The organism is Nocardia sp. NPDC003345 (assembly GCF_053589395.1).
The window spans coordinates 1-15,447 of record NZ_JBSFRU010000136.1; the positions used below are offsets into that span (position 1 = coordinate 1).

General features: G+C 67.6%; 15 protein-coding genes. 11 read left to right on the forward strand and 4 right to left on the reverse strand.

The genetic code is table 11. From position 1 onward, the window contains the following. From ACWDU1_RS16575 to ACWDU1_RS16600, 6 genes are all read left to right on the forward strand, one after another. Positions 1–1,752 (forward strand): molybdopterin dinucleotide binding domain-containing protein (locus tag ACWDU1_RS16575; RefSeq protein WP_449999347.1); only part of this gene is annotated, 1,752 nt, incomplete at its 5' end. Then, positions 1,752–3,431 (forward strand): nitrate reductase subunit beta, encoded by a 1,680-nt coding sequence (narH, locus tag ACWDU1_RS16580; RefSeq protein WP_449999349.1) that lies wholly within the window; start codon positions 1,752–1,754, stop codon positions 3,429–3,431. The genes ACWDU1_RS16575 and narH, both read left to right, overlap by 1 nt. Next, the gene (gene narJ / locus ACWDU1_RS16585) at positions 3,428–4,123 is read left to right on the forward strand and encodes a nitrate reductase molybdenum cofactor assembly chaperone (RefSeq protein WP_449999351.1); all 696 of its coding nucleotides are present in this window, start codon (positions 3,428–3,430) and stop codon (positions 4,121–4,123) included. The genes narH and narJ overlap by 4 nt, the downstream gene beginning before the upstream one ends. Continuing rightward, on the forward strand, positions 4,120–4,881 hold the full coding sequence (gene narI / locus ACWDU1_RS16590; protein WP_449999353.1) for a respiratory nitrate reductase subunit gamma: 762 nt from the start codon (positions 4,120–4,122) through the stop codon (positions 4,879–4,881). Before narJ ends, narI begins: the two co-directional genes overlap by 4 nt. A gap of 39 nt (positions 4,882–4,920) precedes the next feature. Then, positions 4,921–6,063, forward strand: a complete 1,143-nt coding sequence (locus ACWDU1_RS16595) for a Fic family protein (RefSeq protein ID WP_449999355.1) — start codon at positions 4,921–4,923, stop codon at positions 6,061–6,063. Positions 6,064–6,409: 346 nt separating this feature from the next. Next, positions 6,410–7,576 carry a thiolase family protein gene (locus tag ACWDU1_RS16600; RefSeq protein WP_449999357.1) on the forward strand — a complete coding sequence of 389 codons (1,167 nt, stop codon included), beginning with the start codon at positions 6,410–6,412 and terminating at the stop codon, positions 7,574–7,576. 122 nt (positions 7,577–7,698) lie between these two features. Here ACWDU1_RS16600 and ACWDU1_RS16605 read toward each other — a convergent pair whose 3' ends face one another. Together ACWDU1_RS16605 and ACWDU1_RS16610 are read right to left on the reverse strand one after the other, a co-directional pair. Continuing rightward, on the reverse strand, positions 7,699–8,250 hold the full coding sequence (locus ACWDU1_RS16605) for a C40 family peptidase (RefSeq protein WP_449999359.1): 552 nt from the start codon (positions 8,248–8,250) through the stop codon (positions 7,699–7,701). A 245-nt stretch (positions 8,251–8,495) separates the two neighbouring features. Next, a complete protein-coding gene (locus tag ACWDU1_RS16610; RefSeq protein ID WP_449999361.1) occupies positions 8,496–9,077 on the reverse strand; it encodes a helix-turn-helix domain-containing protein in 582 nt (193 codons plus the stop codon). Between the two features lie 94 nt (positions 9,078–9,171). Between ACWDU1_RS16610 and ACWDU1_RS16615 the strand changes: the two genes are divergently transcribed. The 4 genes from ACWDU1_RS16615 (at position 9,172) to ACWDU1_RS16630 (ending at position 13,984) form a co-directional block, all read left to right on the forward strand. Further along, the gene (locus tag ACWDU1_RS16615; protein WP_449999362.1) at positions 9,172–9,765 is read left to right on the forward strand and encodes a class I SAM-dependent methyltransferase; all 594 of its coding nucleotides are present in this window, start codon (positions 9,172–9,174) and stop codon (positions 9,763–9,765) included. Between the two features lie 178 nt (positions 9,766–9,943). Further along, on the forward strand, positions 9,944–12,463 hold the full coding sequence (locus tag ACWDU1_RS16620) for a CocE/NonD family hydrolase (protein WP_449999363.1): 2,520 nt from the start codon (positions 9,944–9,946) through the stop codon (positions 12,461–12,463). Positions 12,464–12,557: 94 nt separating this feature from the next. Continuing rightward, on the forward strand, positions 12,558–13,562 hold the full coding sequence (locus tag ACWDU1_RS16625) for an adenylate/guanylate cyclase domain-containing protein (protein WP_449999365.1): 1,005 nt from the start codon (positions 12,558–12,560) through the stop codon (positions 13,560–13,562). A gap of 134 nt (positions 13,563–13,696) precedes the next feature. Continuing rightward, entirely contained in the window at positions 13,697–13,984 is a 288-nt protein-coding gene (locus ACWDU1_RS16630; RefSeq protein WP_449999371.1) for a DUF1330 domain-containing protein, read from the forward strand. A 13-nt stretch (positions 13,985–13,997) separates the two neighbouring features. On the opposite strand, the gene ACWDU1_RS16635 is transcribed toward ACWDU1_RS16630, so the two are convergent. After that, a complete protein-coding gene (locus tag ACWDU1_RS16635; protein ID WP_449999366.1) occupies positions 13,998–14,312 on the reverse strand; it encodes an SHOCT domain-containing protein in 315 nt (104 codons plus the stop codon). A 13-nt stretch (positions 14,313–14,325) separates the two neighbouring features. After that, positions 14,326–14,745 (reverse strand): DUF6325 family protein, encoded by a 420-nt coding sequence (locus ACWDU1_RS16640; protein WP_449999368.1) that lies wholly within the window; start codon positions 14,743–14,745, stop codon positions 14,326–14,328. 183 nt (positions 14,746–14,928) lie between these two features. Here ACWDU1_RS16640 and ACWDU1_RS16645 point away from each other — a divergent pair. Then, a partial coding sequence (locus ACWDU1_RS16645) for a GAP family protein (protein ID WP_449999369.1) occupies positions 14,929–15,447 on the forward strand: 519 nt, incomplete at its 3' end.

Below are 15,447 nucleotides of genomic sequence, written 5' to 3' on the forward strand. Positions count from 1 at the left end.
GCCCGGCTGGGCTGGATGCCGTCCTATCCGACCTTCGACCGCAATCCGCTGGATCTGGTCGACGCCGCCGAAGCCGAGGGCGGGTCGCTGGCCGGCTATGTGGTGTCGGAACTGCGTTCCGGGCGGATGCGCTTCGCCTGCGAGGATCCCGACGCGCCCGAGAACTTCCCCCGGGTGCTGAGCGTGTGGCGGGCGAACCTGCTCGGGTCCTCGGCCAAGGGCAACGAGTACTTTCTCGAACATCTGCTCGGCACCGAATCGTCGCTGCGGGCCACCCAGACCCCGGCCGGCGCCCGCCCCCGTGATGTGGTGTGGCGGCCGGACGCCCCGCGCGGCAAACTGGATCTGCTGCTGACCCTGGATTTCCGGATGACCAGCACCACCCTGTTCTCCGATATCGTGCTGCCCGCCGCCACCTGGTACGAGAAGCACGACCTGAACACCACCGATATGCACCCGTTCGTGCATTCGTTCAATCCGGCGATCGCCCCGCCGTGGCAGACCCGCACCGATTGGGATGCCTTCCAGGCCATCGCCGAGAAGTTCAGCGAACTCGCCGGGCCACGTCTGGGGGTGCGCAAGGACGTGGTCGCGGTACCGCTGTTGCACGACACCCCCGACGAACTGGCCACCCCGCACGGGCGGGTGCTCGACTGGAAACACGGCGACGCCGAACCCATCCCGGGTGTGACCATGCCGAAATTGGTGGTGGTGGAGCGGGATTACGGCGCCGTCGCCGCCAAGATGCGGTCACTCGGCCCGCTCGCGGAGAAACTCGGCGCCACCACCAAGGGCGTCACCTTCGATCTCGGTCCCGAAGTCGAGTATCTGCGGCACAAGAACGGTGTCGAGCGCGGTGGCCCGGCCGACGGACGGCCGTCGCTGCGGCGCGGAATCCAGGCCTGCGAAGCCATTCTGGCGATGTCGGGCACCACCAACGGCCGCCTCGCCACCGAGGGTTTCCGGAAACTCGAGCATCGCACCGGGGTCCGGCTGGCCGATCTGGCCGCCGAACACGAGGGCAAACAGATCACCTTCGCCGATACCCAGGCCGCTCCCGTCCCGGTGATCACCTCACCGGAATGGTCGGGATCGGAAACCGGTGGGCGCCGCTATTCACCGTTCACCATCAATATCGAGCGCCGCAAACCCTGGCACACCCTCACCGGCCGCCAGCATTTCTATCTGGACCACGACTGGATGACCGAACTCGGCGAGGGCCTGCCGGTGTACCGCCCGCCGCTGAACATGGCCGCGCTGTTCGGTGAGCCGCTGCTCGGTTCCACGAGCGAATTGGGCGTGGCCGTCCGCTATCTCACCCCGCACAGCAAATGGTCCATCCACTCCGAATATCAGGACAACCTGTTCATGCTGAGCCTGTCCCGGGGCGGCCCGACGATCTGGATATCGCCGCGGGACGCGGCGGCGATCGGGGTCGCCGACAACGAATGGATGGAGGCGGTCAACCGCAACGGCGTGGTGGTGGCGCGGGCGGTGGTCTCGCACCGGATGCCCGCCGGCACCGTGTACATGTACCACGCGCAGGACCGCCTGATCGATGTGCCGATCAGCGAGACCTCCGGCCACCGCGGTGGTATCCACAATTCGCTCACCCGGCTGCTGGTCAAACCCAGTCATCTGATCGGCGGCTACGCCCAGCTCAGTTTCGCGTTCAACTATCTCGGCCCCACCGGTAATCAACGCGACGAGGTGACCGTGATCCGCCGTCGCAGCCAGGAGGTGACCTACTGATGCGTGTGATGGCCCAGATGGCGATGGTGATGAACCTCGACAAATGCATCGGCTGCCATACCTGTTCGGTCACCTGTAAACAGGCGTGGACGAACCGGTCGGGCGTGGAATACGTGTGGTTCAACAATGTGGAAACCCGTCCGGGCCAGGGGTATCCGCGTACTTACGAGGATCAGGACAAATGGCGCGGGGGCTGGATCCGCAACCGGAAGGGCCGGCTCGAACTCCGGGGCGGCGGCCGGCTGCGCAAACTGGCCTCGATATTCAGCAATCCGATCCTGCCCGCGTTGAGTGACTATTACGAGCCCTGGACCTACGACTACGAGAACCTCACCGCCGCCCCCGCCCAGCGGCATACCCCGGTGGCCCGGCCGAAATCGCTGATCACCGGCGAGGATACGAAAATCGAATGGTCGGCGAACTGGGACGACGATCTCGGCGGCGCCACCGAATACGGCGATCGCGACCCGCTGCTGGGCAAATTGGCCGAGAAGGTGCGTTTCGAATTCGAGCAGACCTTCATGTTCTATCTGCCCCGCATCTGTGAACACTGCCTGAATCCGTCCTGCGCCGCGTCGTGTCCCTCGGGCGCGATCTACAAGCGCAGCGAGGACGGCATCGTCCTGGTGGACCAGGACCGCTGCCGGGGCTGGCGGATGTGCGTTTCCGGCTGTCCGTACAAGAAGGTCTATTTCAACCATCGCACCGGCAAAGCCGAGAAATGTACCTTCTGTTTCCCGCGGGTGGAGGTCGGATTGCCGACCGTCTGCGCCGAAACCTGTGTGGGCCGGCTGCGCTATATCGGGCTCGTTCTCTACGACGCCGACAAGGTACTGGAGGCCGCGGCCACACCGGACGAGCAGGGGCTCTACGAGGCACAGCGGGAGGTTTTCCTCGACCCCGCCGATCCGGAGGTGCGGCGGGAGGCCGAACGCGCCGGTATCCCGTGGGATTGGGTGGAGGCCGCCGATCGCTCGCCGATCTACTCGCTGATCAATACCTACAAGGTCGCGCTGCCGTTGCATCCGGAATACCGGACGATGCCTATGGTCTGGTATATCCCGCCGTTGTCGCCGGTGGTCGATATCGTCCGGGACACCGGACACGACGCGGAGGATTACGGCAATCTTTTCGCCGCGATCGAGGCGCTGCGAATTCCGGTGGACTATCTCGCCCAGCTGTTCACCGCCGGGGATCCCGGACCGGTGACCGCGGTACTGCGCCGGCTGGCGGCCATGCGCAGCTATATGCGCGATATCAATCTCGGCCGGGAGCCCCGGGAAGAGATCGCGGCCGCGGCCGGTATGACCGGCGAGCAGATCTACGATATGTTCCGGCTGCTCGCGCTGGCGAAATACGACGAACGCTATGTGATTCCACCCGCGCACACCGAATCGGCGCACGGCCTGGAAGAACTCGCCACCGAATGCAGCCTGGACTACGAGGGCGGTCCGGGGATGACCGGTTCCGGGCCGTTCGGGGAGAGTTCGGGCGGGGTATCGCCGATCGCGGTGGAGAACTTCCGGATGCTGCGCAACCGCCAGACCGCCGATACCGCGACCAGCGTCGGCGGGCGCGGGCGGGTGAATCTGCTCAACTGGGACGGGAGGGTCCCGGACGGGCTCTTCCCGCCGGAGCGGTCCGATCCGGAAACCGGCGACGTGGAGCCGCCGCGATGAGGGCGGCCCGGTCGAAAGCCCTCGATCCGGCGACCCGCGCGGCGGCCTGGCAGGTGCAGTCGCTGCTGCTCGGGTATCCGGACGAATCGCTGCGCCGCACCATGGATCTCCTGGGCGCCGTCGCGGCGACGCTACCCCCGCCGGTCGGGGCCCCGCTCACGCGGTTCCTGGGTCATGTGCGGACCAGGTCGGTGTTCGAACTCGCCGCCGACTACGTGGCGACCTTCGACCACCGCAAGAAGTTCAGCCCGTATCTCACCTACTTCGCCTACGGCGACACCCGTAAACGCGGTATCGCCCTGCTGCGTTTCAAACAGGCCTACCGCGACGCCGGATTGAAGCTCTCCGACGAGGAACTACCCGACCACCTGTCGGTGGTGCTGGAGTTCGCCGCCTCGGATAACGCCGAAACCGGATTGCGGCTGCTCACCGATCACCGGGCCGGTCTGGAAGTGATGCGCCGGGGGCTGCGTGATTCGGGATCGCCCTGGGCGGACGTACTCGAATCGGTGACCGCGACCCTGCCCCCGCTGGTGGGCCCCGAATCGGACGCCGTCGCCCGGCTCATCGCCGAAGGCCCGCCGGAGGAGGCCGTCGGCCTGGCCCCGTTCACCCCGCCCCAGTACCTCCCCGACCCGGTTGTCGCGCGCCCCCGGCCCGGCGCCACCGCAGACACGGAGGCGAATCGATGAACTCCATACTTGCCGCCGCCGGTGCGGACCTGACCGCGTTCGACATCCTGCTGTGGGTGGCCCTGCCCTATGCGTCCATCGCGATCTTCCTGGTGGGCCACTACTGGCGTTACCGCTACGACAAATTCGGCTGGACCACCCGCTCCTCCCAGCTCTACGAGAACCGGCTGCTGCGGCTGGGCAGTCCGCTGTTCCACTACGGGATCCTGCTGGTGATCCTCGGCCATGTGGTCGGCCTGTTGATTCCCGAAGGCTGGACCGAGAGCGTCGGCATCGGCGATTCGGTCTATCACGCGGCCTCGACCATTCTCGGGATACTGGCCGGGGTCGCCACCCTCGCGGGAGCGGCGATCCTGATCTACCGCCGCCGGACCGTCGGCCCCGTCTTCTCCGCGACCACCGGTAACGACAAGATCATGTACGTGCTGCTGATCGGCACGCTGGTGCTGGGTTTCGGCACCACGGTGGTCAACAACGCGAACAACCATCCGCACGACTACCGGGAGACGGTGTCCCCGTGGTTCCGCTCCATCCTGTCCTTCCGCCCGGACACCGATCTGATCCTGGCCGCCCCGATCGGGTTCCAGCTCCACGCCCTGGCCGCCTGGGTGCTGTTCGCGTTCTGGCCGTTCACCAGGCTGGTGCATGTCTTCTCCATGCCCATCGGGTATCTGACCAGGCCGTATATCGTCTATCGCAGCCGTGACCGGGAATTGGGGTCACGGCCGGAGCGGCGGGGGTGGGAGCGGGTGCGGTAAGTGGTTGACGTAATGATTGCGTCATCCTATCATCAGGGGATGTTGTTCCCGACTCCTGTGCTGTCCACCCGCGATGAACAGGTCTTGTCCGAGGTGGACAGCATGCGTGACGGGCTCCGCCACCAACTGCAGAAGGTGCCGGCCAGATGGGCAGGGGGATTGCGCAAGTTCCTCACCGCCGATGCGGTGGCGGCGTCGAACTCCATCGAGGGCTTCCGGGTCGCCACGGTCGATGTGGAGGATCTGATGGCGGGCGAGCGTGATGTGGACGTCTCGGAGGAAAATCGGTCCGAAACCCTCGCCTACCAGCAGATGATGACCTACATCCAGACATTGCACGATGTCGGCGACTTCGCTTTCGAAAAGGGTTTGCTCAATGCCCTGCATTGGATGCTGCAGGGCCACAGGCATTCACACCGCAAGCCGGCCGGGCAGTGGCGACACGGGCCGGTATATGTAACCGATGCCCGGGATCCTAGTATTGCCGCGTACACCGGTCCCGATGCCGAATCGGTGCCCGGACTCATGGCCGAGATGGTGGACTGGCTCGATTCCGACGACGGCTCGCATCCGCTGGTCCGCGCCGCGATGGCCCACCTGCATCTCGTATCGATCCATCCCTGGGCCGATGGGAACGGTCGAATGTCGCGCTCGCTGCAAACGTTGATGATCGCGCGGGAAGGAGTGCTCGCGCCCGAGTTCTCTTCCATCGAGGCATGGCTCGGCCGACCGGGCAACACCTGGGAGTACTACCAGGTCCTGAATCGACGCGGCAGCAGTTATCGCCCGGATCAGGATGTTTCGGAGTGGATCCGGTTCAACCTCGTCGCATACCACCAGCAGGCGCAGACCGTGCACGCGCGTGTAGTCCGTTCGGGGCGGGTGTGGGAACAACTGGCCGGGTTCGCGGCCGGTGCGGCGCTGGACGAGCGTCTGGTCTCGGCCCTGCACGACGTCGCGATGTCGGGCCGGGTTCGCCGAGGCCGCTACGAACAGAACGAGGGCCTGAATCTACAGCAGGCTCAACGGGACCTCCGTGACCTCACCCGCCGGGAAATTCTGGAACCGGTGGGTCGCACCCGGGCCCGGTTCTACGTCGCGGGTCCCAGGTTTCCCGGCGATGTCCTGGAAGTCGCCGAGACGCCGACCGTACTCACCGACCCCTACGCGGGCGCGGAATGAGACCGTGCCGGGCGGAATGGCCGTCGGCGGGCGCTGACCCCGATGTGCGTCGCCAACTGGATCGAGTCCGACTGCATGCCGGTGGCCTGCCCGGTCTCGGCCGCGCCGCCGGATCGAATGATCGGCCGTCATTTCCCGGGCCGGGCCAGAAAGACTGCGTTACACCTTCGCCGTGAAACCCGGCCATCTCACGTGCGCTGGTGCGTCTCGTAGGAGAATCGCTCGACTCGCGCGTGTGACCCGTCGCAATGTGGGCCGGTGCTGGTCCCGGGATGCGAATCCGTGTTAACTTAGCATCGAACGGTCATTAACTTGACCGGCCGGAACGAGCATTTCAGGAGGGACTATGCAGTCCGCCGTCATCGTCGATGTGGTTCGCACGCCGTCCGGGAAGGGCAAGATGGGCGGCGGGTTGTCGGGGGTTCATCCCGCGACCCTGCTCGCCGGAGTGCTCGAGAAGCTGATCGAACGCAACGACCTCGACCCGGCGCTGGTCGACGATGTCGTGGGCGGCTGCGTGACGCAGAGCGGGGAGCAGGCGTTCAATATCTCCCGTACCGCCGTGCTCGCCGCCGGGTTCCCCGAATCCGTACCCGCCACCACGGTGGACCGGCAGTGCGGTTCCAGCCAGCAGGCCGCTCATTTCGCGGCCCAGGGCGTGATGTCGGGCGCCTATGATATCGCCATCGCCTGCGGTGTGGAGTCCATGAGCCGGGTGCCCATGTTCTCCAACGCGCAGGGTCAGGACGCCAATCGCGGCCCGATCGCGCACCGCTATCCCGAGGGCCTGATCCAGCAGGGGATCGCCGCGGAGATCCTGGCCGCCCGCTGGAAGTTCGACCGGGCCACCCTGGACGCGTTCGCGGCGCGTTCGCACCGGCTGGCGGCCGAGACGGCCGCGGCCGGCGGTTTCGACAACGAGCTGGTGGCGGCGGGTGAACTGACGGCCGACGAGACCATCCGGGCCGGGTCCACGCCGGAGAAGCTGGCGGGGCTGAAGCCGGCCTTCGCCGACGAGCAGTACACGCAGCGGTTCCCGGAGATCCAATGGTCCATCACGCCGGGTAACTCCTCGCCGCTCACCGACGGCGCGTCGGCGGCGCTCATCATGAGCGAGCAGATGGCGTCGAAGCTGGGGCTGCGGGCGCGGGCGCGGTTCCATTCGTTCGCGGTGCTGGGCGACGATCCGCTGCTCATGCTCACCGCGCCGGTTCCGGCGTCGAAGAAGGTGCTGGACCGGGCCGGTCTGAGCATCGACGATATCGACGCCTACGAGGTCAACGAGGCGTTCGCGCCGGTGCCGCTGGTCTGGCAGCACGAGCTGAACGCCGATCCGGAGAAGCTGAACCCGCGCGGTGGCGCGATCGCCCTCGGCCATCCGCTGGGCGCCTCGGGGGTGCGGATCCTGGCGACCATGGTCAACCATCTCGAGCAGACCGGCGGCCGGTACGCCCTGCAGACCATGTGCGAGGCGGGCGGCCTGGCGAACGCGACCATCATCGAACGTCTCTGAATCCGGAAACGGATCCACCGCCCGGCGTGGGGCCGGGCGGTGGATCCGTTCGGGATGCGCCGTGGGCCCGTGGCTGTGGTCTGGGCTTGCCGCCGGTAACCGGGACCACGACGCGGCCCGGGTCAGAAGCGGCGTGCTCCGACCACGGGCGAATACGACATCGGAGAGATTTCCACCGTCGACGTCGCGGCGTGGATCACCTGACCTTCCCCGGCATACAGGGCGGAATGACCGCCACCGCTGTAGGAGATCACATCGCCGACACGTAGTTGATCGAGTGGAACCGCTGTTCCGGCCGACAGCTGGGACCAGCTGGTGCGCGGCACCTGGACGCCGGCCTGCTGGTATGCCCACTGCACCAGCCCGGAGCAGTCGAAGCTGTTGGGTCCGGTGCCGCCGGTGACGTAGGGCGCCCCGAGCTTGCTGCGGGCCGCCGCGACCGCGAGGTCGCCGGTGGCGGGAGCGGGGGCCGTCTGCGGGATGGGGGGTAGGCCGAAACCGGGGAAACCGGCCGGCAGTGGGAGTTCATCGGGAACTTCGAAGGTGCCGAGGCCGGGCACACTGACCGGTTTGGCCTGGGCGGGTGCGGGAGTGATCGTTCCGAGAATGGCGCCGGCCGCGGCGGCGAAAATGGCCAATGCGGCACAGCGCTGACGTATCGGTACAGAATCCATAATTGCGGTCCTCCGTGCTCGGGTCGAGCGCCGGTGGATCACAACGACTTTCACCGCAGCATCGCGGTGGATAATCACCGACTGCTCGAACAGCGTTGGAAATGCACCACAGCTATATGTCGGTCCTGCAAACCCGGGAAGCCATATTTCGCGTTATCGCGCGATGATCCGGAAACGACACGGCCGACTGCGATAACGAACAAGTAACTATCGATGTTTTCCCAGCGTAGGGGCGGTGTGAAAACTTATGACGGGCGATAGCGCGCTTTGATATGGAATCGTTCACCCTGCGGCCCGTAGATGCTCAGGTACTCCACCGGGTTCTCGTCGGCGTTGCCGAACCAGTGCGGGAGATGGGTGTCGAATTCGGCCACCTCGCCCGGCATCAGGGTCATATCCCGGTCGCCCAGGATCAGGCGGAGTTTGCCGTTGAGTACGTAGAGCCAGTGGTAGCCCTCGTGGGTCCGGGGGTCGGGTTCGGCGGAGGCGCGGCCGGAGAGGATCTGCTTGTAGGCCTGCAGGCCGCCCGGTTTACGGGTGAGCGGGATGAATGTCTGGCCGCCCCGGGTGACGGGCCGGGTGTGGACGCGGGGATCCCCGGTCTCCGGCGCGTCGACCAGTTCGTCGAGTGGGACCTGATGCGCCTTGGCCAGCGGGAGCAGTAGTTCGAGGCTCGGTTTGCGCTGGCCGGATTCGAGCCGCGACAGGGTGCTCACCGGGATGCCGGTGACCTCGGAGAGGGCCGCCAGCGTGGTGCCGTTGCGGCGGCGCAGGTCGCGCAGGCGCGGGCCGATCGCATCGATGACATCGCCGAACTCCGGATTCATGCTTCTATTGCAGATATGGCAAATAAATTTGTCAAGTTGGGCTGTTGCGCGGATGCTGGGTGGTGACCCCTCGACGAGAGCAGGAGCAATAAGCATGGACCAGCAGTTCTGGGACGATATGTACAGCGGGGAAGAGCAGAAGTTCAGCGGTCTTCCCAACGACGCGCTGGTCACGGAGGTGACCGGGATGACACCGGGACGAGTGCTGGACCTCGGTTGCGGTGAGGGCGCCGATGCGTATTGGCTCGCCGAACGGGGTTGGCAGGTGACCGCCGTGGACATCTCGCAGGTGGCGCTGGATCGCGCCGCTTCGCCCGGCCATCCGGATATCACCTGGCAGCGCGCCGACATCACCACCGACCCGCTGCCGGCGAGCGCGTTCGACCTGGTTTCGGCGCACTACTTCCCGATCGAACGCGATAACGCCCACGCCGCCGTGCGCGTGCTGATCGACGCCGTGGCGCCGGGGGGAACGCTGCTGTTCGTAGGCCATGACCCCACCGAGTTTCCGCCGCACCACGAAAATGAGCACAACTTCGACCCGTCTGCCTTCTACACCCCCGGCGAGGTCCGCGCGCTACTCGGTGACGAGTGGACCGTAGAGGTGGACGATCGGCGCGATCGTAATCGCCCGGCCGCCGGCCACCAGATCAAGGACTTGGTCCTGCGAGCCCGACGCGCGGCCTGAATCGATTCCGGCGGAGTACCTTTCGCCGGTACCTCCCATTCCACCCGTGTGATCTCCGGCCCCGCCGGAACTCTCGCTCCGGCGGGTCAGCGCGTCGATACCCGATTCGGCAAGAGCGTATTGCTATCGTCGGCGGCACCTGTGCGCGAAACCGGAACCACGAGGTGGAGGTTTTTTCATGCGGCTGTACCGGGTTCACGGGATCGCGGCCGCGTCCGCCGGCACCGTGATGGTCCTGACCGCCGTACTGATTCTGGTGCTACCCGGCCGCCAGCCGGTGCACCGCGATACCGCTCCCGCCGTCTCCCCCGGGGAGATGGCCCAGCAGTGGACCGAGACCCACGACGGCCCACAGCCCTATCCCGAGGTGCATATCGACAAGGACGTGCACCTCACCATGAGTGACGGGGTGGTCCTCAAGGCCGACGTGTATCGGCCGGCGCACGCCGGCGACCAGGTCGAGACGAAGCCGCTGCCCACCATCGTCACGATGACGCCGTACTCGAAGATGATGAGCAACCTCATCGATTCGGCGATGAACAATGCCGAGGCGCAGCGCTTCACCATGGACCTGGTGCGCCGCATCAACCTGTCCGGCACGCCGATCAGCGGGTTCGAGGATCTGCTGCACGCGCTGGACGGCGGCACCGTGGCCACCGTGCTGGGGCTGGACCGCAAACTGGTGCACGGTGGATACACCGTGGTCTCGGTGGACGTTCGCGGTACCGGGCAGTCGCAGGGATTGTGGGACACCCTCGGGGCCCGCGAACAACTCGACACCCGCGAGGTCATCGAATGGTCGGCGGCGCAACCGTGGTCCAACGGCCGGGTCGCCATGAGCGGTGGCTCGTATTCCGGGATCAACCAGTTGCGCGCCGCGGAGAACGCGCCGAAACCGCTGCAGGCCATCTTCCCGGTCGAACCCGGCAGCGATCTCATGCGCGATGTGGTGGCCCCGGGCGGCGGTGTGGGAGTGACCTTCCTGCCGCTGTGGCTCAACCAGGTGAACCAGGCCAAACTCATGCCGGATTTCCAGGCCATTCTCAACGGCAACTTCGACTGGCAGTGGCTGCGCGACAGATTGGCCGATCCGGCGACGAACTACGATCTGCTCGCGCAGTCGCTGCTCACCCCGTCATTGAAGAATATGCCGCCGACCCTGGCCGCCGCACTCGACGACGACAGCCCGTTCCGGCAGGGCATCATGGGGCAGCCGGAGAAGATCACCGTCCCCACCTTCGTCTACGGCGGCTGGCACGATATCTTCGCCAACAGCGCGACCACCCTCTACAACGACATCCCGCTGCCGCCGGGCCGCAAACAGCTCCTGGTGGGCGACACCTATCACGCCAATCCCGGTGCGGGCACCGGTAACCCGGGGTCGCCGCCACGGCTGGATGTACTGCAGCGGGCCTGGTTCGACCACTGGCTCAAGGACATCGACAACGGCATCACCGGGTACGGGCCGGTGATCGTCTGGGAGCAGGGCGGTGGCTGGATCCAGCTGAAGGAGTTCCCGCAGCCCGGTATGACACACCGGCGGGTGTATCTGTCCGCCGACCCCAGCGGTTCGACGGATGCCAGCCTGCACGACGGGTCGCTGGTGCCCGGGGCGGAGTCGAAGGAGCGGCTCACCGTGGCGCCCGGGCTGTCCACGGTGTGCTCGCGGGATACCGCGCAGGGTTCGGCCGGGCTGGCCGCGGTGATCGACGCGTGCGCCAAGGATTCCCGGATCGCCGAACTCGGCGCCCTCACCTTCACCAGCGCGCCGGTGGCCGAGCGGACGGTGCTGTCCGGACCGATCAACGTGCACCTGAACACGGTGCACGACGCCTCCGACGGCTACTGGAGCGTGACGGTCAACGATGTCTCGCCCGACGGTGTCTCCAAGGTGCTGAGCACCGGCCAGCTCACCGCATCGCTGCGCGCGGTCGACGAATCGCGCAGCACCCGCTCGCCGAACGGCGATCTCACCGCCCCGCACAACCCGATCACGCTGGACAGCGTGCTGCCCGTACGCCCGGGAGAGCCGGTGGCACTGGATATCGCGGTGATCCCCACCCAGGCGGCTCTCGAGCCGGGGCACCGGCTGCGGCTGGACGTGTTCGCCGCCAACGCGCCCAAGGCGCTGGCCTTCCGGCCCATGCTCAACGACACCGAACTCAAACCGCAGCATCTCGCGCTGGACCCGTCCGCGCCGAGTTTCATCAACCTGCCCACCGACCGCCCGCTGTTCCCGGAACCGGCACCGGTGCCCGCCCCCGCCCAGGACCCCGCGCCTGCCCGCCCGGAGAACCCGGCGGCCGGCGAAGAACCCGGCCCCGGCCCGGCTCCGGCACCCGGCCCCGGCCCGGCTCCGGCACCCGGTCCCGGGGAGGCACCGGCACCTGGTTCCGGGGCGGTGCCCGAGGCGCAGCCGGCGCCCGGGCCGGACGCCCAGGGTGCACCCGGAACATCACCCCAGCCCGCGAACCCCGGCCCGGCCCCGGACTCCGGTCCCCCCGCACCGCCGCTCGCGGAGACGCCCGCCCCTGCCGCCCCGTCGGCGCAGCCGGCGACGCCGAGCCCGCAACCCGCGCAGGCTCCCGCGCCGCCCCCCACCGGACCTCCGGCCGCGCCGCGCGTCACCGTCCGGCCGGTCGAACCGCCCGCGGAGATCCCGGTCCCCGATGCGGGGCCGGTGGCCGCGGCTCGATAGCCCGGCCGGGCGACCGAGACGAACATGACGCATATCACGGCCCGATACTCCGAGGTCGCGGTCGGGGCGGCGGCCGCGCCGTAAGGTTTCGCCCATGGTGTCGCAGGACAGGTCCGAACTGGTGCGGTCGGCCGCGGAGGAGCATCTGCTCTCCGGCAGCCGCCGCTACAACCGTCGCGAGGTGGCCGAGCTGGCCGGGGTCACCCCGGAGGTGGCGCGCCGGTTGTGGGTCTCGCTGGGTTTTCCGTCCAGCGACAGCGATGACGCCCGCGACTACACCGATGCCGATATCACCGCCATTCATCGATTCAAAGAGGTGGGTGCGCTGGCCTCCGCCGATATCCGGCAGCAGGCCGCGACCGCGCGCACCATCGGCCAGACCCTGGCGCGGCTCGCCGAATGGCAGGTCGACCTCGTCGTGAAGGAGATCGATCGGCGGATCGCGGCCGCGGAGCCCGGGGCCGACCCCGACGAAATCGTGCGCACCGCGACCGCCGAGACGGTGGAGCTGATCGAGACCCTGCTGTCCTACGCGTGGCGGCGTCATCTCGACGCGGCGCTGACCCGGCAACTGGAGGACACCGGTCCCACCCATGATTCGACCAGGACCCTCGCCGTCGGTTTCGCCGATATGGTCGGCTACACCCGCCTCACCCGGCATCTGCACCCCGATGAACTCTCCACGCTGCTGGAGGCGTTCGAATCCACCACCACCGCCGCGATCGCGGAGAACGGCGGCTGGGTGATCAAGAACGTCGGCGACGAAGTGATGTTCGCCGCCGAATCACCGGCCATCGCGGCGCGGATCGCCCTGGAGATCCAGGAGTCCACGATGACCGTCGGTACCACCCCGGAACTCCGGGTCGCCCTGGCCTACGGCCCGGTCCTGCAGCGATTCGGTGATCTGTACGGGTCCACGGTCAATATGGCCTCCCGGCTGACCGGTGTCGCCCGGCCGGGCACGATCCTGGTCGACGACGGCGCGGCGGCCGAACTCACCGACGACGGCGAGTTCGATATCAAGAATCTGCGCAGTGTCCGCGTCCGCGGCTTCAACCGCCTGCGCCCCCACCTGCTCCGCCGTAACGGCAAGAGGTGACCCGGTACCGCCGGTGCGCGCAAGATCATGATTCGCTGTTTCAGCATATGGGATATCCGCAAACGTAAACCACGTTATGGGTATGGTCGGTCGGGGAGCCGGTAGCGGCTCATCCGCGTGTGAAGGAGACCAGGATGGCCAAGGGCTATGTCATCGTGACCGAGTCGATCAAGGACCCGGCGGGTATGGCCGAGTACGGCAAGGCGGCGGCGAAGGCGATGGCCAAGGGCGTCACCGTACTGGCGATCGACACCAAACCCCAGGTCCTCGAAGGGGAGTGGCCGGCCACGCAGACCGTGGTGCTGGAATTCGAATCGCCGGAGGCGGCCCGGGCCTGGTACGACTCCGAGGAGTACCAGGCGGCCATCCCGCTGCGGCAGGCCGCCGCCGATTGCAACGCGGTGATCGTCAACGGCCTGTAGCCCGCGGTAGCGGTCAGCGCAGCAGCTGGGCCTTGGCGGCGGCGAACTCCTCGTCCGAGAGCGCGCCCGACTGGTGCAGCTGTCCGAGTTTCTCCAGTTTGGCGACCATATCGTCGCCTTCCGGCGCGGCCTGCGGCGGCGCGTACTGCGGCGGCGGCGCCGCGTAGGCCTCCTGCTGCTGGGCGTAGGCCTGCTGTTCGGCGCTGCGCCGCTGGGCGCGCCGGTCGAACGCGTTGGTGGTGGCGCGGGCCGTCCCGGCTACCACCGCGGTCCGGGCCATGGTGCCGAGCAGACCCGGCCGGCCCACCCGCCCTCCTCGAAAGACCATGGGGATTCCTTTCTCAGGATGCGGCGAGCGCCGCGTCCACGGCGTCGCGCGGGATCTGGACGTGCAGGGCGAGTTCGCCACCGGCCTCGGCCACCGTGGCGCCCAGGCGGCGGGCCCAGGTCTGCTCGTAGACCACCACCACCGCCGATGTTCCCGGTTCCATGGTCTCGCGCACGATATCGAGGTCGGCATCGCTGACCAGGCCGCGTGGGTCGACATCCAGTCCGTCGAGACCCACGTCGGCCAAGGATTCGTCCACCTCGAGCTGCAGGATATCGCCGCCCTCGGCCTTCGCGAGATAGATCAGATCGATAATCGTGGCGTCCCGATTGGCCACCACCTCCCGCAGCGCGTCGACCACCGGAGGCGCGATCCGGCTACCGGGAAATGCCAGTACGGCCAGCTCGACGGGGCCCAAGCGCTCATTCGTCATACCGGCCACCCTCGCCGTGTCGTCGTCCCGTCGCCTCATCCGATTCGGGTGAAACCGCGGCGGGCCGGCCCGCTCACCCGGTTCGGGTGAGGCGGGACGGCGGTAACCGCGCGACAGTCGGGGGGCGGACGCCCGGGCCCCGGCGCCGCGATTCCCGGCGTGCCGTGGAGACGAGGAGTCGGTATGAGCGACCTGGCGGTGCAGCTTCTGCCGGAGATCCTGGGATTGCTCGTGACCCCCGGCGCCATCGCCGGCTGCATTCTGCTGCTGCGATCGGGCCGGCCGGTCCGCAATCCGCTGGTCTTCGGCAGCGCCTTCGTATTCGTCTACTTCCTGATCGCGCTCTCCGCTCTGCTCGGCGGCGCGACCGGCGAGGGGTCGACCTCGCACCGGGCGTCATCGGTGGCGGGACTGCTGATCGGCCTGCTGTTCCTGGCGGGTGGGGCCGTGCTCGCCCTACGCCCGCGCCGCGCGGGCAACGGCCGGCCGCGGTTGCTGGACGAACTGCGCGACGCAGGACCGCGCCGAGTGCTGGTGGCCGGGCTCGGTCTCGCGGTCATCAACCCGAACCTGTTCATCATGATGTCGGGTATGAGCGTGATCGCCAGCTCGCATGTCGGGCCGGGCCGGGCACTGCTGGCGACCTGCGCGCTGCTCGTGGCCGCGGCGCTGGATTTCTTGATCCCGATCGGGGTGTACCTG

Excerpts from the sequence above, each read along its gene's own strand:
- narH (WP_449999349.1), top strand. The coding sequence starts at position 1,752 with ATGCGTGTGATGGCCCAGATGGCGATGGTGATGAACCTCGACAAATGC.
- ACWDU1_RS16595 (WP_449999355.1), top strand. The coding sequence starts at position 4,921 with ATGTTGTTCCCGACTCCTGTGCTGTCCACCCGCGATGAACAGGTCTTG.
- narI (WP_449999353.1), top strand. The coding sequence starts at position 4,120 with ATGAACTCCATACTTGCCGCCGCCGGTGCGGACCTGACCGCGTTCGAC.
- ACWDU1_RS16615 (WP_449999362.1), top strand. The coding sequence starts at position 9,172 with ATGGACCAGCAGTTCTGGGACGATATGTACAGCGGGGAAGAGCAGAAG.
- narJ (WP_449999351.1), top strand. The coding sequence starts at position 3,428 with ATGAGGGCGGCCCGGTCGAAAGCCCTCGATCCGGCGACCCGCGCGGCG.
- ACWDU1_RS16600 (WP_449999357.1), top strand. The coding sequence starts at position 6,410 with ATGCAGTCCGCCGTCATCGTCGATGTGGTTCGCACGCCGTCCGGGAAG.
- ACWDU1_RS16620 (WP_449999363.1), top strand. The coding sequence starts at position 9,944 with ATGCGGCTGTACCGGGTTCACGGGATCGCGGCCGCGTCCGCCGGCACC.
- ACWDU1_RS16640 (WP_449999368.1), bottom strand. The coding sequence starts at position 14,745 with ATGACGAATGAGCGCTTGGGCCCCGTCGAGCTGGCCGTACTGGCATTT.
- ACWDU1_RS16610 (WP_449999361.1), bottom strand. The coding sequence starts at position 9,077 with ATGAATCCGGAGTTCGGCGATGTCATCGATGCGATCGGCCCGCGCCTG.
- ACWDU1_RS16630 (WP_449999371.1), top strand. The coding sequence starts at position 13,697 with ATGGCCAAGGGCTATGTCATCGTGACCGAGTCGATCAAGGACCCGGCG.
- ACWDU1_RS16605 (WP_449999359.1), bottom strand. The coding sequence starts at position 8,250 with ATGGATTCTGTACCGATACGTCAGCGCTGTGCCGCATTGGCCATTTTC.
- ACWDU1_RS16625 (WP_449999365.1), top strand. The coding sequence starts at position 12,558 with ATGGTGTCGCAGGACAGGTCCGAACTGGTGCGGTCGGCCGCGGAGGAG.
- ACWDU1_RS16635 (WP_449999366.1), bottom strand. The coding sequence starts at position 14,312 with ATGGTCTTTCGAGGAGGGCGGGTGGGCCGGCCGGGTCTGCTCGGCACC.